General features: G+C 66.5%; 19 protein-coding genes and 1 pseudogene. 18 read left to right on the top strand and 2 right to left on the bottom strand.

The window, feature by feature from the left end; translation table 11 throughout:
• Position 1: 1 nt before the first annotated feature.
• The 7 genes from nuoL to P4L93_00525 all read left to right on the top strand — a co-directional run bounded on the left by nuoL (position 2) and on the right by P4L93_00525 (position 8,137).
• Positions 2-1,927, top strand: coding sequence for an NADH-quinone oxidoreductase subunit L (nuoL, locus tag P4L93_00555; protein MDR3685442.1), 1,926 nt, complete (start codon positions 2-4; stop codon positions 1,925-1,927).
• Positions 1,928-1,930: 3 nt separating this feature from the next.
• On the top strand, positions 1,931-3,391 hold the full coding sequence (locus tag P4L93_00550) for an NADH-quinone oxidoreductase subunit M (GenBank protein MDR3685441.1): 1,461 nt from the start codon (positions 1,931-1,933) through the stop codon (positions 3,389-3,391).
• Positions 3,392-4,765, top strand: coding sequence for an NADH-quinone oxidoreductase subunit N (locus P4L93_00545; protein ID MDR3685440.1), 1,374 nt, complete (start codon positions 3,392-3,394; stop codon positions 4,763-4,765).
• 173 nt (positions 4,766-4,938) lie between these two features.
• Entirely contained in the window at positions 4,939-6,519 is a 1,581-nt protein-coding gene (locus tag P4L93_00540; protein ID MDR3685439.1) for a trypsin-like peptidase domain-containing protein, read from the top strand.
• Positions 6,516-6,980, top strand: coding sequence for a 23S rRNA (pseudouridine(1915)-N(3))-methyltransferase RlmH (rlmH, locus tag P4L93_00535; protein MDR3685438.1), 465 nt, complete (start codon positions 6,516-6,518; stop codon positions 6,978-6,980). Before P4L93_00540 ends, rlmH begins: the two co-directional genes overlap by 4 nt.
• Before the next feature lie 13 nt (positions 6,981-6,993).
• Positions 6,994-7,512 carry a hypothetical protein gene (locus P4L93_00530; GenBank protein ID MDR3685437.1) on the top strand — a complete coding sequence of 173 codons (519 nt, stop codon included), beginning with the start codon at positions 6,994-6,996 and terminating at the stop codon, positions 7,510-7,512.
• A 28-nt stretch (positions 7,513-7,540) separates the two neighbouring features.
• Positions 7,541-8,137 carry a hypothetical protein gene (locus tag P4L93_00525; GenBank protein ID MDR3685436.1) on the top strand — a complete coding sequence of 199 codons (597 nt, stop codon included), beginning with the start codon at positions 7,541-7,543 and terminating at the stop codon, positions 8,135-8,137.
• Here the strand turns inward: P4L93_00525 and P4L93_00520 are convergent.
• Positions 8,134-9,072 (bottom strand): FAD-dependent oxidoreductase, encoded by a 939-nt coding sequence (locus tag P4L93_00520; protein MDR3685435.1) that lies wholly within the window; start codon positions 9,070-9,072, stop codon positions 8,134-8,136. The two genes, P4L93_00525 and P4L93_00520, sit on opposite strands and share 4 nt — an antisense overlap.
• A gap of 140 nt (positions 9,073-9,212) precedes the next feature.
• On the opposite strand from P4L93_00520, the gene argS reads away from it, so the two are divergent.
• Together argS and lysA are read left to right on the top strand one after the other, a co-directional pair.
• On the top strand, positions 9,213-10,919 hold the full coding sequence (gene argS, locus P4L93_00515) for an arginine--tRNA ligase (protein MDR3685434.1): 1,707 nt from the start codon (positions 9,213-9,215) through the stop codon (positions 10,917-10,919).
• A 62-nt stretch (positions 10,920-10,981) separates the two neighbouring features.
• Complete coding sequence (gene lysA / locus P4L93_00510; protein ID MDR3685433.1) at positions 10,982-12,343, top strand: diaminopimelate decarboxylase; 1,362 nt, start codon at positions 10,982-10,984, stop codon at positions 12,341-12,343.
• 210 nt (positions 12,344-12,553) lie between these two features.
• On the opposite strand, the gene P4L93_00505 is transcribed toward lysA, so the two are convergent.
• Complete coding sequence (locus P4L93_00505; protein MDR3685432.1) at positions 12,554-13,138, bottom strand: hypothetical protein; 585 nt, start codon at positions 13,136-13,138, stop codon at positions 12,554-12,556.
• Between the two features lie 297 nt (positions 13,139-13,435).
• On the opposite strand from P4L93_00505, the gene P4L93_00500 reads away from it, so the two are divergent.
• The 9 genes and pseudogenes from P4L93_00500 to rpmE form a co-directional block, all read left to right on the top strand.
• The gene (locus tag P4L93_00500) at positions 13,436-14,722 is read left to right on the top strand and encodes a homoserine dehydrogenase (protein ID MDR3685431.1); all 1,287 of its coding nucleotides are present in this window, start codon (positions 13,436-13,438) and stop codon (positions 14,720-14,722) included.
• Complete coding sequence (thrB, locus tag P4L93_00495; protein ID MDR3685430.1) at positions 14,723-15,640, top strand: homoserine kinase; 918 nt, start codon at positions 14,723-14,725, stop codon at positions 15,638-15,640.
• Between the two features lie 112 nt (positions 15,641-15,752).
• The gene (sppA, locus tag P4L93_00490; GenBank protein ID MDR3685429.1) at positions 15,753-16,946 is read left to right on the top strand and encodes a signal peptide peptidase SppA; all 1,194 of its coding nucleotides are present in this window, start codon (positions 15,753-15,755) and stop codon (positions 16,944-16,946) included.
• Positions 16,947-16,967: 21 nt separating this feature from the next.
• Complete coding sequence (locus P4L93_00485; GenBank protein MDR3685428.1) at positions 16,968-17,765, top strand: metallophosphoesterase; 798 nt, start codon at positions 16,968-16,970, stop codon at positions 17,763-17,765.
• The gene (locus P4L93_00480; protein ID MDR3685427.1) at positions 17,762-19,114 is read left to right on the top strand and encodes a 2,3-diphosphoglycerate synthetase; all 1,353 of its coding nucleotides are present in this window, start codon (positions 17,762-17,764) and stop codon (positions 19,112-19,114) included. The genes P4L93_00485 and P4L93_00480 overlap by 4 nt, the downstream gene beginning before the upstream one ends.
• On the top strand, positions 19,111-20,016 hold the full coding sequence (locus P4L93_00475; GenBank protein ID MDR3685426.1) for a 2-phosphoglycerate kinase: 906 nt from the start codon (positions 19,111-19,113) through the stop codon (positions 20,014-20,016). Before P4L93_00480 ends, P4L93_00475 begins: the two co-directional genes overlap by 4 nt.
• 46 nt (positions 20,017-20,062) lie before the next feature.
• Entirely contained in the window at positions 20,063-20,725 is a 663-nt protein-coding gene (gene fsa, locus P4L93_00470; GenBank protein MDR3685425.1) for a fructose-6-phosphate aldolase, read from the top strand.
• 71 nt (positions 20,726-20,796) lie between these two features.
• Positions 20,797-22,083, top strand: a pseudogene (gene rho, locus P4L93_00465) (transcription termination factor Rho).
• Between the two features lie 85 nt (positions 22,084-22,168).
• Positions 22,169-22,510, top strand: a 342-nt coding sequence (rpmE, locus tag P4L93_00460) for a 50S ribosomal protein L31 (protein MDR3685424.1), incomplete at its 3' end; no start/stop codon positions are given.

The raw sequence follows: 22,510 nt of genomic DNA, 5'->3' as shown, positions 1-22,510 counted from the left end.
GATGAACTGGCTTGTCGCCATACCTCTGCTTCCCGCCATCGCCTTCGTGGGGCTGATTTTCCTGCCCCGGACGTGGCGTAACCGCACGCTCTGGCTTCCTGTCGGCGCGATGTTCGGCTCTCTGGCGCTCTCGTTCCTGGCGTTTGGCCGCGTCTGGCCTGGGGGCGACGCGCTTACCTCTGTGCGCTGGGACCACCCCTGGATGCTGGGCGTGATCGCGGGACATCCCATCTCGCTCTCGGTCCAGATGGACGCGATCACTGCGGTCATGCTGGTCGTCATCTCTTTCGTGGGCACATGCGTCCAGGTGTACTCGCTCGCGTACATGAGCAAGGACGAGCGCGAGGGCTGGTACTTTGCCGTCCTGTCGCTGTTCACCTCGGCGATGCTCACGCTCGTACTCGCCGACAACCTGCTGCTCGTCTTCGCGATGTGGGAGATGATGGGGCTGTGCTCCTACCTCCTCATCGGCTTCTGGTACGAGCTCGAGGCGCCGAGAAAGGCCTCGCAAAAGGCGTTCCTTACCACGCGCGTCGGTGACTTGGGCTTCCTCTTCGCGCTTGCGGTGATCTACGCGCAGCCGCAGCACACGTGGGATATCACCCTCGTGCTGGGTAGCGTCCACTCTTGGGCGCCGGGTGTCGCGACCGCAGTCGCGTGTGGTCTGCTCCTCGCGGCGATGGGCAAGTCGGCCCAGGTGCCGCTGCACGTGTGGCTGCCCGACGCCATGGCAGGCCCGACGCCCGCCTCGGCGCTCATCCATGCGGCGACCATGGTAGCCGCCGGCGTCTACCTCGTGGCCCGCACGATCGACATCTTCAAGGCCGCGCCTGCGGTGCTCATGGCGACGCTCATTATCGGCGCGATCACCGCGCTTGTTGGCGGCCTGCTCGCCAGCGTGCAGCACGACGTGAAGAAAGTGCTCGCGTACTCCACGATCTCGCAGCTCGGGCTGATGTTCATGGCCCTGGGTGCGGGCAGCGTCATGGGCGCGATGTTCCACCTCGTGACCCACGCGTTCTTCAAGTCGCTGCTCTTCTTAGGCGCTGGCGTGATCATCCACTCGGCGCACACGCAGGACATGCGCGAGATGGGCGGGCTGCGCAAGCACATGCCCATCACGTGGGCGACGGTGCTGATCGGCTCGCTGGCGCTGGCCGGTGTGGTGCCGTTCTCGGGATTCTTCAGCAAGGACGAGATCATCAGCTCGCTGCTCGCGGCACACCAGTACTGGGCCGTCGCGGTCGTTTTCCTCGCATCGGGCCTGACGGCGTTCTACATGACGCGCATGTACTTCCGTGTCTTCGAGGGTCCCGAGCAGACCGAACACCTGCACGAGGGCTCGCCCCTCATGCTCATCCCGATGGTCGCACTCGCGACGATCACGACCTTCCTCGGAGCTGGCTCGCTCGCGTTCGCCAAGTTCTTGGGCGAGCGCGGGGAGTGGCCCGCGATCCCGCTGGTGCTCGCGTCCACCGCCGTGGCCGCCACGGGCATCGGTATCGGCTGGTGGTTCTATGGCCGTCGCTCCGTGGTGGTCAACACGCAGGCGTACAAGGCCTTCCTGGGACCGGTCTACGGCGCCCTGCAGCAGAAGCTCTACTTCGATCTCGTCTACGACCGAGTCTTCATCGGCCCGTACATGGCGCTTGCCGGCGTGCTTGCGGTGGTCGACCGCTCCGGCATCGATGGTGTCGTCAACGGCGTAGCGACGGGCTGGATCTGGTTCGCCGACGCCGCCGCTGCGTTTGACCGCGTTGTCATCGACGGTGCGGTCAACGGCCTGGCCACGCTGGCCAAGCAGACCGGATCGCTCTTGCGATCGTTCCAGACCGGCAAACTCCAGGGCTACCAGCGCTTGGTGCTCTCGGCAGTCGTGCTGTTCATGTTGTACCTGATGATCTACGTCGTTGTGAAAGGGGCCTAAGTAGTGCTGACCCTCATTGTGTTTCTGCCATTGGTCGGCGCCGCTGTCTGCGCACTGCTGCCCAAGAACAACCTGCAGTGGCCCCGTTGGGTCGCCGCGGCGTTCTCGGCGGTCGACCTTGCGCTGGTGGTCTGGCTGGCCCTGCACTTCGTGCCAGGTGGCGGTCGGCAGTTCGCCGAGAGCTTCGCGTGGGTGCCGTCCGCGCAGATCAACTACTCGATGTCAGTCGACGGTCTGTCGCTGCCGCTGCTGTTTCTCTCGGCGCTGCTGACGTTTCTGGCCGTGATCGCGTCGTGGAAGATCGACAAGAAGCCGGCGTTCTACTTCTCGATGATGTTGCTGCTCCAGGTGGGCATGAACGGCGTCTTCCTCGCGATGGACTTCGTGCTGTTCTACGTGTTCTGGGAGCTCGTTCTGGTTCCGATGTACTTCCTCATCGCGCAGTGGGGCGGTCCGCGCCGAGAGTACGCGGCGATGAAGTTCTTCCTCTACACGCTGTTCGGCTCGGTGTTCATGCTCGTGGGCATCGTCACCCTGTTCCTCAACACTGGCACGTTCGACATGGTCGTCCTGACGACTCGCTGGTCCACGCTCCTGCCGGCAGGCCTACAGTGGTGGCTCTTCCTGCTGTTCTTCCTCGGCTTCGCCGTCAAGGTGCCGATCTGGCCGCTGCACACGTGGCTGCCCGACGCGCACGTCGAGGCACCAACCGCCGCGTCCGCGCTGCTCGCCGGCGTCCTGCTGAAGATGGGCGTCTACGGGTTCCTTCGCGTCTCGCTGCCCATGCTGCCTAACGCGTTTCATCAGTGGCAGTGGTTCCTGGCCGTTCTCGCGATGATCTCGATCGTCTACGGCGCTGCCGTCGCGTTCGCGCAGACCGACATCAAGAAGCTGGTCGCTTACTCGTCGGTGTCGCACATGGGCTTTGCCATGCTGGGCATCGCCTCGGGCACGGCAATCGGTATCGGCGGTGCGATGGCGGTCAGCTTCAGTCACGGCTTGATTGCCGGCATGCTGTTCCTGATGGTGGGGCAGGTCTACGACCGCGCCCACACGCGCGAGATCTCGCAGCTCTCCGGTCTCGCCGGGCAGATGCCCATGATCGCCGGACTGCTCGCCTTCGCATCGATCGCCTCGATGGGGCTGCCAGGGCTATCCGGGTTTATCGGCGAGTTCATGTCGCTGCTAGGTGCGTGGCAGTCGCCTGACCTTGCGCACTGGATCGTCTTCGCGGCCTCGATGGGCGTATTGCTCGGCGCGGCGTACATGCTGTGGATGATGCAGCGCGTGGTGCTGGGCCAACCGTCCTACATCATCGCCGACTGCCCGGACGCCTCGCTTCGCGAGGTCTTGGTTGTGGCTCCGCTCGTAGTGATGATCGTCGCCATCGGGCTGGACTGGGACCTTCTGCTTCGCTACGCCGATCCGTTCGCGCGGCTGCTGGCAAAGACGCTGGGGGCCTAGGTGGCCGGCTACTCCATCCTCATCCCGGAGTTCCTGCTGGTAGTCGGCGCGCTGCTGGCGCTCTTCGCCGAGCTGCTGCCCGGTGGCGATCGCGGCGCCGCGTGGTTGGGTGCCATCCTCACGCTGGCCGCCGCGTTGGTTGCGGTGCTGCCGGCGACAGCCAACGCGCAGCCCTTCGGCGGCCTGATCGTGTTGGATGGGCCTGCGCGATTCGCGCGCGTTGTCGTGCTGCTCCTAGGCGCCGCGTGGATGCTCTGGACTGCCGGGCGCGGTGAAGGTCGCGTGCGCGAGGCCGTCTCGCTTGCGATGTTCTCGCTTGTCGGCTGCATGCTCATGGCCGAGGCCCGCGAGTTGATCACGCTGCTCGTCAGCGTCGAACTCGCCACGATTCCGGCGTACGTGCTGATCGGCTATCGCCGAGGCGACACCAAGAGCCTCGAGGCCGCGATCAAGTACTTCCTGATGTCGATCCTGACGACGCTGGTCATGCTCTACGGCTTCTCGTTCGTCTACGGCCTGTCGGGCTCGACCCGCTACGACTCGATCGACCTGACGCGCGCCGGAGCTCTCGGCGTGGTCGCGGTGATGCTGGCGCTGGTGGGCATGTTCGCCAAGCTCACGGCCGCGCCGTTCCACTACTGGGCGCCCGACGCCTACGCCGGCTCGTCGCCATGGACCGTGGCCTTCGTCTCGACTGTCCCAAAGGTCGCCGGAGCCGTCGCCATGGTGCGCTTCGTGTCCGCCGTGTCGGCCAGCGCCGCTACGACCGGAATCGTGCTCGCAGTCGTTGCGGGAGTCTCGATGCTGCTCGGCAACCTTGCCGCTCTCACGCAGACCGACATGAGGCGCCTGATGGCGTACTCGGGCGTTGCTCACAGCGGCTACCTGCTGATCGGCGTCGCCGCACTGTCGCGGCTAGGCTTCGTGGCAGCCGTCGCGTACTCGATGGCCTACGCCTTCCCGTCGATGGCGATTATGCTTATCGCCGCCGAGGAAGGCCCTCAGCTCAGCGACTTCAACGGGCTGGCACAACGCCGTCCGGCGACCGCCTGGGGCCTCGTACTGTTGCTGCTCTCGCTCGTGGGCGTGCCGCCGATGATCGGCTTCTTCGGAAAGCTCAACCTGTTGCTTGCCGGTCAGCGAGCCGGCCTCATCACCCTCGTCGTGATCGCCGTTGTGATGAGCGTGGTCTCGGCCGGCTACTACATGCGCATCGTCCGCGCGATGTTCTTCGCCGAGGCACCCTCGTCCGCTCGCGGCCAAAAGCCGAGCTTCGTTGCGGCGTTCGCGTTCGCCATGTGCGTGGCGATAACGTTGGTTGCTGGGCTGGCCGCCGGTTCGGTCTACGGGTCGATCGGCGCTTTCCTTCACTAGACTGCGACTCTGCGGCGCTCTCACGCGCAGGCGCGGCTCGCTCTAGAGGCCGTGCAGGAGCTGCGTCGCCGGCGTGTGCTTTCTGTGGAAGCACCTGCCATGCATACACGCCGGTAGTACGCTTGCTTGTAACCGGATGTCTACACCGGCACCGTCGTCGTCCGAGGTGAGCCATGAGCACCGATTCCATGAATCCAAACCCGTCCGGCCAAGAACCCAGCGCCGAGGAGTTTCCGTCCGCGCCGCAGCCGCTTCCGGGCGTCCCTCCCGCGACGCCGCAGCCGCCTGCTCCCGGGTATCCGCCGACGCAGCCGACACCCGTCGTCCCGACCGAGCCGCCCACCCCTGCGGTGCCGCCGATGCCGGCTGCACCCGCAGCGCCGCCCGCCCCGCAACAGCCCGTGGCCGCGCCGAATGCTCCGTGGGAGACGCCCGCAGCCGCTGCGCCGCCGGCGTGGCAGCCACCAGTGCCACCAACAGCATCGGCGCCTCCAGCTCCGGAGTGGACGCCGCCCTCTCGCGCGTACGACGAGCCGCTGCCCGTGTGCGACTACACGGGCGAGAGCGAGGAACCGTGCGAGGAGCCAGCTCAAGACAAGCGCTGGTCGAGCGCGGCGGTAGTGACCTCGGCGACGCTCGGCGCGCTCGTGGGAGGGCTGCTGGTTGCGGCCGCCCTCGTGTGGGCGTTTGGGCTCCTGCCGCTTGGCACCAGGACCGCTACCGTCACCTCGCCGAGCCCCAACATCTCGGCGGCGAAGATCTCGATCAACGCGAAGAACTCGAATGTCGACGTCGCCACGGCCGTCGCCAAGAAGGCCGTTCCGTCCGTCGTGAGCATTACGATCCAGCAGGCTGTGGTAGACCCGTTCAGCGGCACCAAGTCCTACCAGGACGTTGCAAGCGGATCGGGCGTCATCATCCGGCAGGACGGCTATATCCTGACCAACAACCACGTGATCGACGGTGCCGATCGGATCATGGTCACGGTGGGCGTGGAGAGCAAGGTCGCCAAGGTCGTGGGCGTCGACAAGACCACAGACATCGCCGTCATCAAAGTCGACGGTACGGGATACCCGGCCATTGAGATCGGGTCATCCAAAGACCTGCAGGTCGGGCAGTGGGTTATGGCCGTCGGCAGCCCATTCGGGCTTGAGAAAACCGTGACCAGCGGCATCGTCTCGGCACTCCAGCGCTCCGAACAGGCGCAGGGCCAGACGAGCAACGACATCACGACGTACACGAACCTCATCCAGACCGACGCTGCCATCAACCCGGGCAACTCAGGTGGTGCGCTCGTCGATGAGAACGGCAAGATTGTTGGCTTGAACTCGCTGATCTCCTCGCCGTCGGGCAGCGTGGGCGTGGCGCAGTCGGCGGGTATCGGTTTCGCCATCCCAATCGACTTTGCCATCGACATCGCCAAGCAGCTCATCGCGTCCGGCAAGGCGACGCACCCGTACTTGGGCGTCTCGACGCAGACGGTCGACGAGAGCGTGGCGGCGCAGTACGGCCTGGCCGTCAAGAGCGGTGCGCTCGTGCGCTTCGTGTCGCCCAGCTCGCCAGCGGACAAGGGCGGGATGAAGGCTGGCGACATCATCACCAAGATCGGTGCCCTGGATGTGACCAGCGTCGCCGACGTGTTCGCCGGCATCCGCGCGGTCAAGATCGGGCAGACCGTGCCAGTCGAGGTCGTTCGCAACAATCAGAATGTCACGCTACAGGTGACGATGGGCTCGGACGCGACCGCCCAGTGAGGCTGACGGTCGTCGCGGTCGGCCGCCTCAAGGAGCGCTACTGGCGCGAGGCGGCCGACGAGTACCTCAAGCGACTCGGTCCGTACGCAACCGTACGAGTGGCCGAGATCGACGATCGCGACTCAGGCCGAGACGCACCGCGTGCGCTCGCCAAGGAAGGCGCCGACATCTTGCGCGCGATCCCAGAGGGCGCGCACGTCATCACGCTGGAGATCGGCGGCAAGCAGCGATCGAGCGAGCAGTTCGCTTCTCACCTCGCCGAGCTGGCGCTGGATGGGCGAAGTAGCGTAGCGTTCGTTGTCGGAGGCTCGGTGGGGCTATCGGCCGACGTGCTGGCGCGTGCCGACGAACGGATGTCGTTCGGGGCGATGACGCTGCCGCACAACATGGCCAGGGTCGTACTGCTCGAACAGATCTACCGAGCGTTTCGTATCAACAGGGGAGAGCCGTACCACAAGTAGGAGGGGAGCTGGCATGCGCACGAGCGTCTGGATCGCCGTGTTGGTCGTCGTCGTTATGCTGCTGGCGGGTTGCTCGGCGAAGACCGCATCGACAACTGGACCCCCGCAGGTAGCGTCCTCGGAACTGAGCGTGCTTGGGGCCTCGACGCGTGTGTCTTCAACGGCGACATCCAAGCAGTCAACTCAGACAGCGGCGCCCAACCCGGCGACCGCTGAGGGCATCCCCGCAAGCCTCGGCGTTCAAGTGTCTTCGGCGTACGGCGCCACACCGGTCACCCAGGCCAAGGCGCTCGAGATTGCCGCCACGCGCAAGCCACTCGGCGGTCGGGACCCGGCGGCCGTGCACGTGTTGTTCGCGCGCAGCGGCGGCAAGAATCCTCCGATCGATGCGTGGATGGTCACCTTTCACGGAGGACAACTTCCCGGCGCAGACGGAAGTGCGACTTCCAACGTCGGCAGCGTCACGATCTTCGTCGACTCCAGCAGCGGGGCCGTGGCCGATACCATCGCCTACGAGCCGGTCGCGAAGTAGCAGCGAGGCAGGGACGGGGGACAGCTCGATGCGCGGAATCGTGAACAGGTGGATCGGGGTTGCGGCGGTGGTGGCGGTGGGTTTGGCTGCAGCCGGATGCGCGCATTCGGTCCCGGCGGCAAGCGACGCGTCGCATTTCGTGGTGCTTGGCTCGGACGGCGGGACTGGGGCCGTAGTAGCGGCGCCCACGATGCCCGGGCTCGATGCGAACTCGGTGCCGCAGGATGGAATCAAGGGCGTGCCGGGGGCGAGCGACGTCGTCGTGGCGAGCGGCTCGCCTGCCATCTCGCGCGACCGTGCGATCGAGATCGGCCATCCATCAGACGGGACGCTGGTCTCGGCGATCTACGTGCTGCTGCCGAAGATATTCGTTGCCGCGGTGGTCAACAATCCCAAGACTTCCAAGCCAACCACCGCTTGGATCGTCACGTGGACCGGGGTGACGCAGCAAGCGCACGGCGGGGCCTACGCGCCCGGGAAGGTGACTACGCCTACACCGGTCCGCCACGGCGATACGACCGTCGTCATCGACGCCACGACCGGCGAGCAGCTGCTGGCCACGGAGTACCCGACGCCGAATTCGACTACCGGGCAGGGAGTAGTGGGCGCCGGGGTCACTCCCTAGCGCCGCTTCAGGTCCCGGTTAGCCGCCATCGCAGCGCGGGCGCCCTGGCCGCTGGCGATGATGATCTGCTTGCCGAACTCGTCGGTAACGTCCCCCGCCGCGTAGATACCAGGCGTGGACGTCGCGCCCGACTTATCGACGACGATCTCGCCCTTGTCGTTGACCTCCACAAGTCCCATCGCAAAGTCGTCGGCCCTGATCGAGCCCACCTCGATGAAGACGCCGCACACCGTGAGCGTTTCCTCGGCGCCATCGCGCGCCACTACCAGCCGCTCGACGTGGCCGTCGCCCTCGATGCGCAGCGGCTTGGCGCCCTCGTGCACCGTGATCGCGGGGTCGGCAGCGAGCTTGGCGAGCACGGCTTCTGGGGCGACCACCGGCCGCTCGCTCACGAGCGCAATCGGGCCGGCGCCCAGCGTCGAGAGCTCGAGCGCGGCGTCGGCCGCCGACTCGCCCGGCCCGATGACCGCGACCGCCTTGCCGATGAAGAACGCCGCGTCGCACGTCGCGCAGTACGAGACGCCATGTCCGACCAGCGTGTCTTCGCCCGGTATTGCGAGCCGAGTGGCGGCCCTGCCCGTCGCGATGATGACTGCGGCCGCGTGAAGCACGAGGCCCTCGCGCGTGAAGACATCGAAGCCGCCGTCGCCGTCGGGCACGATCGCGTTGACCAGGTTTCCGGTGAAGCAGTCGACGTCGAAGCGGTGCACGTGCTCGTGGAACGCGTCGATGAGCTCGGGTCCGCTGATCAACCGCCACCCGATAAAGTTCTCGACGTGCTTGGCCCACATCGCTTGGCCGCCGATGCTTCCGGCCACCAGCGCCGTGACCAGCCCCTGCCGTGCCGCGTACATCCCGGCCGTCAGTCCCGCCGGGCCGGCGCCGATGGTCACGACGTCGTAGCGGTCCTTGGGGGCGGTGGGGGACTCGGCCATGGTTGTTGCTCCTCATCGGCTGGGCTCTCGAGCGGGTCGACAGAGTGTATGCCCAAGCGCTCGCGCTCGCTTTCGTGAGCACGCCGCATCGGGTATCCTTTCAGCCCACATCCCCTGCGTTTGAAGAGGCGTAGTCACCCGTGAGAGACGCGATCTCCCAGCTCGTATCCGATGCCATCGCGGCCGCCATCCAAGCCGGCGAACTGCCGTTGTCCGAGGCGCCAGATCCCGGCGTGGAGCGACCGCGCGATGCTAGCCACGGCGACTGGGCCACCACGGTTGCGCTGCGATGCTCCAAGCAGGCCGGCATGAACCCGCGCCAGGTCGCCGAGATCGTCGCGGCGCGCCTCGATGCGAGCGGCGACGTCGAAGGGGTCGAGATCGCAGGACCGGGCTTCATCAACATCCGCCTCTCCGCCGTCGCTCTGATGCGCGTATTGCGCGAGTCGCGCGAGCGCGGCCTGGAGTTCGGCCGCAACGAGAGCGGCGCGGGCAGGCGCGTCCAGGTCGAGTTCGTCTCGGCAAACCCGGTGGGGCCGATGCACGTCGGTCACGGTCGCTGGGCGGCGCTCGGCGACAGCATGGCGCGCATCCTCGCGCACGCCGGCTGGAGCGTGGAGCGCGAGTTCTACATCAACGATGCCGGCGTGCAGATGGACATCTTCGGCAAGTCCGTCGCCGCCCGCTACATGCAGCTCACGGGACACGAGGCGGCGTTCGAGGACAACTGGTACCAGGGCGCCTACATCGGCGAGATCGCCGAGCAGATCCTGGCCACCGAGGGCCCGGAGTGGGCGGACAAGCCTGCCGAGGAGCGCGAGGAGCACTTCAAGGAGACGGCGTATGCGGCCGTTCTCGAGCACCTCAAGCTGGTGCTCCATGGCATGGGCGTGGACTTCGACGTGTGGTTCTCGGAGCGCACGCTGCACGTGCGTGGCGCGAGCGGCACCACGGCCGTCGAAGACGCAATCACGGCGATGCGCGCGGCCGGCCATATCTACGACCTCGACGGCGCGGTCTGGTTCCGCTCGACGGAGTTCGGCGACGACAAGGACCGCGTGCTGATCAAGGCCGACGGCGAGTACACGTACTTCGCCGCAGACATCGCCTATCACAAGAACAAGTACGACCGCGGCTTCGACCGCGTCATCAACATCTGGGGCGCCGACCACCATGGCTACGTCGCGCGTATGCAGGCGGCTGTGGCGGCACTCGGGCATCCGGGCCAGCTCGACGTGGTGATCGGCCAGCTCGTGAACCTGTTCCGCGGCGGCGAAGCGGTCCGCATGAGCAAGCGCACGGGCGAGATGGTCACCTTCGAGGATCTGCTCGACGAGGTGGGCCCCGACGCAGCACGCTACTTCTTCCTGCGACGGTCCACCGACCAGCCGCTCGACTTCGACATCGAGCTGGCGCGCCAGCAGTCCGCCGACAACCCCGTCTACTACGTGCAGTACGCGCATGCGCGGATCTGCTCGATCCTGCGCAAGGCCGCCGGCGACGAGCTGACCGCGCGCCACGCCACCATCGCCTCGCTTGCCGCCGAGTTCGTGCCCGGCGACGCGGACCTGTCGCTGCTCACCGACCCAAGCGAGCTGACGCTGGCTCGCAAGCTCTCGGAGTTCTCGGAGGTCGTCGAGGGAGCTGCGCGCGATCTGGCTCCGTATCGCCTGACGCGCTACGCCGAGGACCTCGCGCAGACGTTCCACCAGTTCTACACGCAGTGCCACGTGCTCACTGACGATGCTGCGCTCACGGCCGCACGCCTTTACGCGGTGGACGCGACGCGCGGCGCGCTGGAGACAGTGCTCGCGCTTGTGGGAGTGAGCGCGCCGGAGCGCATGTAGGAGGTCGCCGCGGCGCCGTCGAGGATGGCTCGCCGCGTTACATACCGAGAAGGGGCACCGCCATGGGAAAGCCGTCCGCACCGCGTCCGCCCGCGACGCCGGACAACAAGACCGCCGCCGATCTGGCCCCGGTCATGCCGATGACGTTCGAGGTCAAGGACGGCCACCTGTGGATCGGCGGCGTCGACATGGTGGCGCTGGCTCGTGAAGCGGGGACTGCGCTCTACGTCATGGACGAGGCCACCATCCGCCACCAGCTCTCCGAGTACGTGAAGTGGACGCAGTTCCACTGGAAGGACGTCGACGTCGTCTACGCCGGCAAGGCGTTCCTGTCGCTTGCGATGATCAAGCTGGTCGAGGAGGAGGGCTGCTGCCTGCTCTGCGCCTCCGGTGGCGAGCTCGCCTACGCCAAGCGCGCCAACTTCCCGATGTCGCGCGTTCAGGTGCACGGCAACAACAAGACGCCATCTGAGCTTGTCGATTGCGTCGAGGCTGGCGTAAGCCGCGTCGTCGTCGACAACTTCGACGAACTCGAGAGGCTCTCGGCAATCGCCGAGGAGCGCGGCATGCGCCAGCCGATCCTGATACGCGTCACGCCGGGCGTAGAGGCCGACACCCACGACTTCATCATGACCGGCGCCGAGGACTCCAAGTTCGGCTTCGGGCTCAACCAGGGTCTCGCGATGCGAGCTGTGAAACGCGCGGTCGAGCTCCCGGGCATCGATTTCGAGGGTCTGCACATGCACATCGGCAGCCAGATATTCGCGCTGCACAGCTTCGCGAAGGCCATCGAGGTCGCGGTGCGGTTCATGCATGACATTCACTCCGAGACAGGCGTTGCCGTGCGAATGCTCGACACGGGCGGCGGACTTGGGGTGGCCTACGGCGTGCCGGACGAACCATCGACGGTCAAGGAGTACGGCAAGGTCGTCGTCGATGGCATCAAGGAAGAGTGCGAGCGTCACGGCCTAGCGGTTCCGCGTATGGCGGTTGAGCCGGGTCGAAGCATCGTTGCGAACGCCGGCGTCACTCTCTACACGGTCGGCACGATCAAGGAGATTCCAGGCATCCGTACGTACGTCGCCGTGGACGGCGGCATGAGCGACAACATCCGCACCGCGCTCTACGACGCCGACTACGAGGCGCTCATCGCCAACAAGGCCGATCAGCCGCGCGAGATGGTGGCGACCGTGGCCGGCAAGCACTGCGAGAGCGGCGACATCGTCGTGCGCGACGCGCCGCTGCAGAGCCCGGAGGTTGGCGACATCCTGTGCGTGTGCGCGACCGGTGCTTACTGCCAGTCGATGAGCAGCAACTACAACAAGAACGTTCGGCTGGGCGTGGTCTTCGTGCGCGACGGAGAGTGGCGATTCGTCATCCGCCGAGAGACCTACGACGACCTGATGAAGTGCGAACTGGGCTAGGTGCCAAAACGCTTTCGTTCGGCGCCACGTCGCGGAGCACCCACGCTGAAGGCCGGCCCCCGACCCGGGGACCGGCCTTCGTTCTGTCACCCGTCAGCGACTCATCTACTCGCACGGCGCGTGCGGGGAAGGGAGTCCGACCAAGCGTGACCGCTTATCGTCCTGCGGCCGTGCAGTGAAGGTAGCCTCGTCAGAACGCGGCACCTCGCGTCACCGCTTGCTGCGGTGGTGCTCACCGCGATGCCCCGAGTGGTCGTGGCCCGGAGTCGGATTGGGCGTGGGCGTGGGGTCGGGCGTGGGAGTCGGGGTGGGGGTGGGCACCGGCGCCGTGATCGTGAAGTCCACGGTCTGATGCGCCTCTATGTTGCCCGCGACGTCGACCGACCAGAACTCGAGCGTGTGCGAGCCAATCGCGGTCACGCTGATCGACGTGCCAGCGACCTGAGCGCCACCGTCGAGCTTGTAGTACGTGGCGGCCACGCCTGAGCCGGAGTCGGTCGCGCTCAGCATGATGGCAGCGATCGAGTCGTAAGTCGCGACAGCGTTGGAGGTCGTGACCGGAGCGGTCGTGTCTACCTGCAGCGCCGCGGGGCTGACGCTCGTTGTTCCGACGCCGTCGCTAGTGGTCGGGCCCGTCACGGCGAAGAGCGAGTAGGTCTTGCCTGTCGGGACGCTGAACTGCCCCGATGCTGCGGTGAACGTAAAGAGTTTGGTCGTTCCGTCGAACACGGCAACGGCCGTAGCTCCCGGAGCGCTGAAGCTGTACGTCGCGGGCACGAGCAAACGCCTGTTCATACGGTTGCACCTCCGAAAGTGCATAGTCGCGGTGAGAAGGTTGGCCCACCGCCCTTGCGGGTCATCTCGGAGGATGAAGGCGGCTCGTGACGACGCCATGAATCGAGAGTTAGCCTTCTCTAACTGATACTCAACGACCGGGGTCTCATTTCGCACGCCGATGGCTTGGCCCAGGCGGCTTTCGCGAGGGCCGATGTTGATGAGGCCGTTTGGCGGTCGTCTCGCGTTGGCGGTCGGCTACAATAGTCGTCGCGTTGCTCGGCGGGTGCCGAGCACATCACTGTTGGAGGAAACGTCATGCGCACTGTGAGAGTCGGCTTGATCGGCCTTGGCACCGTTGGCTCGGGTGTCGTCGAGATTCTGCATCGTCACGGCGAGGACTTCCGCCGTCGTGCCGGTGTCGACATCCAACTCGTCAAGTTCGCCGACCGCAACACGGCGCGCTTTGCAGACCTTGGCCTTGCGCCCGAGCAGTGCGTTACCGAGGCGCAGGCCGTCATCGACGACCCGTCCATCGACGTCATCATCGAACTGATTGGCGGCACGGGCATCGCCCGCGAAGTCGTGCTTTCCGCGCTGGGCGCGGGCAAGAGCGTGGTCACCGCCAACAAGGCGCTGCTCGCAAGCCACGGCGAGGAGGTCATGGCAGCAGCTGAGGCCAACGGCGTCGACATCCTGTTTGAGGCCAGCGTGGGAGGCGGCATCCCGATCATCGGTCCGCTGAAGCACTCGCTGACCAGCAACGAGATCCAAACCGTGATGGGCATCGTCAACGGCACCACCAACTACATGCTCACCCGCATGGGCGAGGATGGCTTGGACTACGACACCGCGCTCGCTGAGGCGCAGGCCAAGGGCTTCGCCGAGGCCGACCCCACCGCCGACGTCGATGGCTTGGACGCCGCTGCCAAGATCGCGATCCTCTCCTCGATCGCGTTTAACAGCCGAGTGGTCATGCCGCAGGTTCCCGCCGAAGGGATTCGCTCGCTGGCGCCGGAAGACATCAGCTACGCCCGCGAGATGGGCTACACCATCAAGCTGCTCGCGATCGCCCGCCGCACGCCCACCGGCGTCGACGTGCGGGTGCACCCGACCATGATCCCGTCGACGCACCCGCTCGCCAGCGTCAACGGCGTCTACAACGCCATCTACGTCGTGGGCGATGCCGTAGGCGAAACGATGTTCTTCGGCGAGGGTGCCGGCTCGCTGCCGGCTGCCTCGGCGGTCGTGGGCGACCTGATCGAGGAGGCGCGTCGACTTCAGACTGACTGCGCGCCGCTCGTGGGCTGCACCTGCACCGAGAAGCTGCCAGTGCGCGACATAGCCGAGCTCGTCAGCGAGTACTACATCCGCCTTGCCGTCGCCGACAAGACCGGCGTGCTCGCCGCAGTCGCGACCGTCTTCGGCAATCACGGCGTCTCGATCGGCAGTGTCATCCAGAAGCGTGCCGAGGGCGGCCTGGCGCAGATCGTCTACGTCACGCACCAGGCGCGTGAGGCGGACGTCCGCTCGGCGCTCGCCGAGATCGAGGCGCTCGACGTCGTCAACGGCATCGCGTCGGTCATCCGCGTCGAGGAGCTCTAGGTGGGAGAAGCGGTTCTCGTCCCGGGAACCTCGGCCAACCTCGGCCCGGGCTTCGACAGCTTCGGGCTGGCGCTCGACGTCTTCAACCGTTTCGAGGCCGAGCTTGCCCCCGAGTGGAGCGTGCGCGTCGAGGGCGAGGGCGTGGGTCACCTACGCACCGACGGCCGCAACCGCGTCGCACAGGCGATGGCGCGAGCGTTCGCCGAGGCCGGCCGTCCCGAGCTGCGCGCTTCAATCGACTGCGTCAACCATATCGCGCTGGGCAACGGCCTGGGTTCCTCGGCGGCCGCCATCGTGGGAGGGCTGCTGCTGGGCGAGCGACTCGCCGAGGTCGAGTTGGGCCAGCAGCGCCTTCTCGAACTCGCCGCCGAGATGGAGGGGCATCCCGACAACGTCGCTGCCGCGTTCGTGGGCGGATTTACCGTGTGTTGGAACGACGGCGCCAAGCCGCACTTCGCCCGCTTCCAGCCCGCTCGGGGACTGGCGGCTGTGGTGGTGGTCGCGACCGGCGAGCTTTCGACGCGCACCGCGCGCAAGATGCTTCCCGAGGCGGTCCCGCACGCCGACGCTGCCTTCAACGTCGCCCACGCGGGCCTGCTCGCGGCATCCATCGCCACCGGGCGCCCCGAACTGCTGGGCGCGGCACTCGAGGATCGGCTCCACGAGATGTATCGAGCGTCGGCTGTCTCAGACCTCCAGGAGGTCTACAGCATCCTGCGCGATTCAGGCGCTGCCGGCGTCGCGCTTTCCGGCGCCGGCCCCACGGTCATCGCCCTTGTGGCTGGCGACACCGACGAGATCGCTCACGCGCTTGCCGCCGTGGTCGCCGAGCGCTCGGCAGACCGCGTGCGTGCGCTCGGCACACGCCGCTCGCCCGAGGCACTCCGAGTCGACCGTGCCGGCGCGCGCTTTCTCTAGAGCCACGCCACGAACTCGCCGCGCACGCTCGTGCTGCGGCTGGGGAACAAACGTTGTATCCCGCGCACCTCGCGCCCTTCTCGTGCCCAAGTGATCTGACCCGGAGGCTCGCATGACTGCACCGGACGACGCCACCACACCCAACGCCCCACTGCCGCCGATGGGGCCCGGCCCAGGCCCGCAACCCCAGCAGGCTGCCTACCCGCCGTACCCCCCGTACTCGCAGCCGCCTCACGCCGGCGCGCCGCAGCCGCCATACGCGGCGCCCACGTACGGGCCGCAGGCGTACGCGCAGCCCGGCGGCGACGTTCCGCCGGCCTACCCGCCGAGCTACGCGCAGCCCGCACCCGGCATGGTCGGCCCCGCGCCGGCCCGCCGCTCGAGCTTGGCGTGGCTGTGGTGGCTCGTGGGCATCGCGGTCGTCCTGATCGTCATCGTCAGCGTCGTGTCGCTCGTCTCGGCGTTGGGGAGCGGCGGGCGTGATGGCATCGGTGGAGGCAACAACGTTATCGCCGTCATCCCGTTCGACGGCACGATCGCCGGCTCGGCGGGCGCGGGCGTCATCACACCCGAGAGCTTCCTCAAGCTGCTGGACCGTGCCGACAGCGACTCGAACGTCAAAGCCATCGTCGTGCGAGTCAACTCGCCAGGCGGCACGGTTGCCGCGAGTGAAGAGATCGCCGCGTACGTGAAGGACGAGATCACGCGCAAGCCGGTGGTCATCTCGGTTGGCGACGTCGACGCGTCGGGCGCCTACATGATGTCGTCGCAAGCGAGCAAGATCGTGGCCGGCCCCGGCTCGGCGGTGGGGAGCATCGGCGTGATCATGGAGATCCCCAACGCTTCGGCACTGCTCGGCAAGGTGGGGGTGTCGTTTAAGGTGCTGACGGCCGGCAAGTACAAGGACGCCGGTAGCCCGTTCCGCGATCTCACACCTGCCGAAACGGCGATGCTCCAAGGCCAGATCGACCAGGTGTACGGGCAGTTCATCGACATCGTCGCTTCCGGACGCAAGTTGCCGCGCGCCAAGGTCGTGAGCATGGCGACTGGCTGGGCTTGGAACGGCGATGAGGCCAAGACGATGGGACTGGTCGATCAAATCGGGACGTACAAGGACGCGCTGAAGACGGCGGCCAAGCTGGGCGGGATCAAGGACGGCAACTACCAAGAGGACGTCTACAACTCGACCGATTCGCTGGGCAACCTGCTCTCGTCGCTGCTGGGAATAGAGAGCCAGCTCAAGGCGATCGCAGCCGCGAGCCCGGCCAATCCCGCGTCAGTGGGAGGCACGACGCTCGCCAAGTAGCCCTCCGGCAAGGGACACGACATGGCAGACAAGACCGTCATCGCACACATCTCGGACCTGCACTGCGGCTCGCGCTACCACATCCCGTCGCTGGCCACGCGCGTGGTCGACGAGCTCAACGCGCTGGACCCGGACATCGTGGTCGTCACCGGCGACCTGACCGACATGGGCTACCGCGGCGAGTTTCGGCAGGCTCAGCACATGCTCGATCGCATCACCGCCGAGCGCCGCATGGTCTTGATCGGCAATCACGACGCTCGCAACGTGGGCGACGTCCACTTCGAGGAGCTGTTCGGCGCGAGGCGCTGCGATCTGGTCACCCCCGAGATGCGGCTGATCGGCCTGGACTCCAGCGAGCCGGACCTCGACTCCGGCCGCATCGGCCGCGAGGCGCATCGCTGGCTCGCCGAGCGATTTGCCGAGAACCCCGAGCAGATCAAGGTGGTCGCGATGCACCACCACCTGGTGCCGGTTCCCGGAACGGGGCGCGAGCGCAATATCGTTCACGACGCGGGCGACCTGCTGCGCGTGCTCGCCGACGCAGATGTCGATCTGGTGCTCTGCGGCCACAAGCACGTTCCCAACGTCTGGCGCCTCGAAGACATGCTCATCATCAACGCGGGCACCTGCTGCACGCATCGCCTGCGTGGGCGCGTGCGCCCCAGCTACAACATCATCGAGATCGACGATGACGGCGACCACGTGCGCGTCCTTCGCAAGGAGCCGTTCGTCGACGCCGAGACGGCCGCGGACTATCACGGCATCCACAAGAGCGTATGCGGCTGGCGCGCCGACGACGTCGTGGGGAACGAGCCGTGAGTCGCGTGGTCGCGCTGATCGACGGCGAGCACTACCCGCCGGTCGTCCGGTTCGCGCTCGAACAGCTCGCTCGCGAGCACGAAGTGGTGGCCGCAGCCTTCCTCGGCGGTACCGAGAAGATCGACCTGGAGCGCGGACTCGACACCTACGGCGTCCCGCTCGTCACCGGCCCCACGCCCGCCGCCACACTCGCGACAGCGCTCGCGCATTGGGCACCCGAGCTCGTTATCGACCTGTCCGACGAGCCTGTGCTCTCCTCGGCGCAGCGCTTCGAGCTGGCGAGCGTGGCGCTCGCGCACGGGGTCGCCTACCGCGGCGCCGACTTCGGCTTCGAGCCACAACGCTCGCTCGCAGAACCCGCGACGCCGGTGCTGGCGATCGTCGGCACCGGCAAGCGCGTGGGCAAGACCGCCCTCAGTGCCGACATCGCGCGTCGCCTGAAGGCTGGCGGCCGCGATGTCGTCGTGCTCGCGATGGGCCGAGGCGGCCCGGCCGAGCCTGAGCTGATTCGCGGCGACGAGGTTGCGCTGACAACTGCCGACCTGCTCGCGCTGGCGCGCCAGGGCAAGCACGCCTCGTCCGACAACTACGAGGATGCCGTCATGAGCCGCGTGACTACCGTCGGCTGCCGCCGTTGCGGTGGCGGCATGGCGGGCGCGACGTTCTTCAGCAACGTACGCGAGGGAGCGGCGCTCGCCGATTCGCTCGGCAAGGAGCTACTCATCGCCGAAGGCTCTGGCGCCGCGATTCCGCCGGTCGCATTCGACGCGGCGGTGCTGGTGGTGGGCGCGGGGCGCGGCGAGACGTACGTGCGCGACTACTTCGGCCCGTACCGACTCGCGCAGGCCGACCTCGTGGTGATCGCCGGTGCCGAGGAGCCGGTCGCCACCGCCGAGGAGGTCGCCAGCATCCGCGCGATCATCGCGGCGCAGCGCCCGGACCTGCCCGTGATCGCGACCACCTTCCGGCCGCGCCCTATCGAGTCGGTCGCCGGCAAGCGCGTCTTCTTCGCCACGACCGCGCCGTCCGAGGTCGTGCCGAGCCTTGCCGCCCATCTTGCCGCCGAGCACGGCTGTCACGTCGTCGGCGCGAGCGCGCACCTCTCGGACCGCATGCGCCTGGGCGCCGACATGGACGCCTGCCTCGGCGGCTACGACGTGCTGCTCACGGAGCTGAAGGCTGCCGCCATCGACGTTGTGGCCATTGCGGGCGAGGAGGCTGGCGTGCCGACGGTGCTGTGCGACAACGTGCCCGTCGCGGTGGACGGCAGCGACCTGGGCGCGCAGATCGCACGCGTCGCACAGCTCGCAATCGAACGGGGATGCGCAAGAAACGAGGCCTCGCAGTGACCGAAGAGCACAAGATCATCACCATCTCGGACAAGGCTCACGGGCTGCCGTTCTCCAAGGGTTTGCTCGCACAGTCGTTCATGGGCACCGGTCTGCCGCCGAGTCGTGCCTACGCCGTAGCCAGCGCTATCCAAGAGGACCTGCGCAATCGCGACGAGACCACCATCACCTCGGCGCGGCTGAGGGCGATTGCCGCTGAGTGCCTGAATGCCATCGAGGGCCAGCACTACGCCGACCGCTACCTGACGTTGCGCCAGCTTTCGCACCTCGAGCGGCCGCTTGTAGTTCTGATCGGCGGGACGACTGGGGTAGGGAAGTCGACAATCGCCACCGAGGTCGCGCACCGGCTCGGTATCAACCGCATCTCGTCGACGGATTCCATTCGGGAAGTCATGCGTGCTATATTCACCAAGGACCTCATGCCTGCGATCTACGAGAGCGCATTCTCAGCGTGGCGAGGTTTGCGAGTCCCGGTGCCGGAAGGCGCCAATCCCGTAGTCGTCGGATTCCGAGAGCAGTCGGCTGTCGTAAACACCGGCGTCAAGGCGCTGATCTCTCGCGCCGCGCTCGAGGGCATCTCGACGGTGATCGAGGGAGTCCACCTCGTGCCGGGATACCTTGACCCCCACAAGTTCGCGAACGTACGGGTGGTCCAGCTTGTCATCGGCGTGGACGACGAACAGTCGCACCGGAGCCACTTCTACATCCGAGAAGCCCAGACTCATGGCACCAGACCGCAGAGGCGCTACGAGGACGAGTTCGAGAGCATCAGGGTGCTTGGCCGCTACATCGAAGACCTTGCCCGGGAGCACGACATCCCGGTGATCTACAGCCATCAGCTCGACCGCACCATCGCCGACACACTCGAGACAGTGGTCAGCGCGGCGATCGCAGAGGACTGACATCCGGCCCGGCAGCCGGTACGCGACACGGAGGAGGGTTCGCAGAGTGAAGTTCTTCTTGGACACAGCGGACATTGCCGAGATCGAAGAGGCGGCGAGCTGGGGAGTCTTGGCCGGCGTCACCACCAACCCCACGCTGTACTCGCGTGTGGGCGGCAAGCTGTCCGGCTTCCATGACCACCTCAAGCGGATCTGCGAGATCTGCGATGGACCGGTCAGTGGCGAGACCGTTGGTCTGACTCGCGACGAGATCGTCCGTGAGGGCGAAGAGCTTGCGGCGATCGCGCCCAACCTCATCGTCAAAGTGCCGGTCATGCCCGAGGGTCTGGCGGCGACCAAGATCCTTCACGAGAAGGGCATCACGGTCAACATGACGCTGTGCTTCTCGGTTCCGCAAGCGCTTCTCTCGGCACGGGCGGGCGCCAGCTACATCAGCCCGTTCGTCGGTCGCTTCGACGACATCTCGGAAGATGGCATCATGCACCTGGAGAACACGGTCCGGGCGCTGGAGAACTACGACTTCGGCCACAAGGTTGAGGTCATTGCAGCATCGGTACGCAGCGCGAACCACGTGGTGCAGGCGGCGCTTATCGGCGCCGACATCGCAACCGTGCCGTTCGGGGTGCTCAAGAATCTCGTCAAGCATCCGCTGACGGATCGCGGCCTGGAATCGTTCCTGGCCGACTGGGAGAAAGTGAAGAACGCATGAGCGCACGTCCTCGCAAGCGCGGTCGCCGCGGCGGCAGTGGGCAGGGTGGCGGACAGCAAGAGCAGCCGCCTCAGCCTTCGGTCAAGCGCGAAGATCTGATGGTCAAGACGGTAGCCGAACTGCGCGCCATGGCTGCCGAACTGAACATCGACACCAAGCCGCTGAAGAAGAAAGACGAGATCGTCGACGCGGTCCTCGAAGCCAAGGTCAAGTCCGAGGGCTTCATCGAGATCACCGGCGTCCTCGACGTCCTGCCCGAGGGCTACGGCTTCGTGCGCACGGGCGGCTACCTGCCCGGCGACCACGACGTCTACGTCTCGATGTCGGTCGTTCGCCGCAACGAGCTTCGCCGCGGCGACATGATCCGCGGTCAGGTCCGTCCGCCTAAGGAGACCGAGAAGTACCCGGCCCTCCAGCGCCTCGACGCCATCAACGACGCGCCGCCCGAGGCCAACCGTGGCCGCAGGAAGTTCGCCGACCTGACGCCGGTCTATCCGGACCAGCGCCTTCGCATGGAGCACGGCAAGGAGTTCATGACGGCGCGCACCATCGACATGGTCGCTCCGATCGGCAAGGGCCAGCGTGGCCTGATCGTCTCGCCGCCCAAGGCAGGCAAGACGACCGTCCTGAAGGACATCGCCGCGGCCATCAGCGCCAACGACCCCGATGTCCACCTCATGTGTCTGCTCGTTGACGAGCGTCCTGAGGAAGTCACGGACATGGAGCGCTCGATTCACGGCGAGGTCATCAGCTCGACGTTCGACATGCCTGCCGACAACCACATCGCCGTCGCCGAGCTGGTCATCGAGCGCGCCAAGCGCCTGGTTGAGAGCGGCCACGACGTGGTCATCCTACTCGACTCGATCACTCGACTGGCGCGCGCGTACAACCTGGCACAGCCGGCGTCCGGCCGCATCCTGTCCGGTGGTGTGGACTCCCAGGCGCTCTACCCGCCAAAGAAGTTCTTCGGCGCCGCGCGCAACATCGAGTTCGGTGGCTCGCTCACCATTCTGGCGACCGCGCTGGTCGACACCGGTTCCAAGATGGACGAGGTCATCTTCGAGGAGTTCAAGGGCACCGGTAACATGGAGCTGCGCCTCGACCGCGGGCTGGCCGATCGCCGCATCTTCCCGGCTATAGACGTCATCTCGTCGGGCACCCGCAAGGAGGAGCTGCTCCTCGATCCGCAGGAGGCTCCGTTCGTGTGGGGAGTTCGCCGAGTACTTCACGGCATCGACAGCACCGAGCGCGCGATGGACATGCTCATCAAGGGCCTCAAGCAGACCACTAGCAACCAGGAGTTCCTGGTTCGCATGGCCAAGCAGGCGCAAACCAAGAACAACGGTATCGACCTGTAGCGCATCGGCACGCTCGATGCTACACTAGCGCCCGCTGTCCCCGGGCTCGGTCGGAAACCGAGCCATACACGGAGGTGTTTGAAGAGTGAAGCCAGGAATCCACCCGGAGTACGTGGAGTCAACCGTCCACTGCTCGTGCGGTAACACGTTCAAGACCCGCTCCACCAAGCCCGATCTGCACGTCGAGCTGTGCTCGGAGTGCCACCCCTTCTACACCGGCAAGCAAAAGTTCGTCGACACCGGTGGACGCGTGCAGCGCTTCTCCGACAAGTTCGGCAACGCCGCCGCTACCGCTCTCGAGCGCGAAGCTGCTGCGAAGGTCGCTCGCCAGAAGGCCGCCGACGAGGCTGTCGCCAAGGCCAAGGTCGAGCGCGAGGCCAAGGAAGCCGCCAAGGCCGTCCGTGTCGAGAAGGCCTCTCGTGAGGAG

The sequence above is a fragment of the Coriobacteriia bacterium genome, assembly GCA_031292615.1.
Classification (GTDB): Bacteria; Actinomycetota; Coriobacteriia; order Anaerosomatales; family JAAXUF01; genus JARLGT01.
This window is presented reverse-complemented; position numbering and strand designations above follow the sequence as displayed.

Bases quoted from the DNA above. Each gene is read 5' to 3' on its own strand.
- nuoL (MDR3685442.1), top strand. From the start codon at position 2: ATGAACTGGCTTGTCGCCATACCTCTGCTTCCCGCCATCGCCTTCGTG.
- P4L93_00540 (MDR3685439.1), top strand. From the start codon at position 4,939: ATGAGCACCGATTCCATGAATCCAAACCCGTCCGGCCAAGAACCCAGC.
- P4L93_00530 (MDR3685437.1), top strand. From the start codon at position 6,994: ATGCGCACGAGCGTCTGGATCGCCGTGTTGGTCGTCGTCGTTATGCTG.
- P4L93_00525 (MDR3685436.1), top strand. From the start codon at position 7,541: ATGCGCGGAATCGTGAACAGGTGGATCGGGGTTGCGGCGGTGGTGGCG.
- P4L93_00520 (MDR3685435.1), bottom strand. From the start codon at position 9,072: ATGGCCGAGTCCCCCACCGCCCCCAAGGACCGCTACGACGTCGTGACC.
- lysA (MDR3685433.1), top strand. From the start codon at position 10,982: ATGGGAAAGCCGTCCGCACCGCGTCCGCCCGCGACGCCGGACAACAAG.
- P4L93_00505 (MDR3685432.1), bottom strand. From the start codon at position 13,138: ATGAACAGGCGTTTGCTCGTGCCCGCGACGTACAGCTTCAGCGCTCCG.
- P4L93_00500 (MDR3685431.1), top strand. From the start codon at position 13,436: ATGCGCACTGTGAGAGTCGGCTTGATCGGCCTTGGCACCGTTGGCTCG.
- sppA (MDR3685429.1), top strand. From the start codon at position 15,753: ATGACTGCACCGGACGACGCCACCACACCCAACGCCCCACTGCCGCCG.
- P4L93_00485 (MDR3685428.1), top strand. From the start codon at position 16,968: ATGGCAGACAAGACCGTCATCGCACACATCTCGGACCTGCACTGCGGC.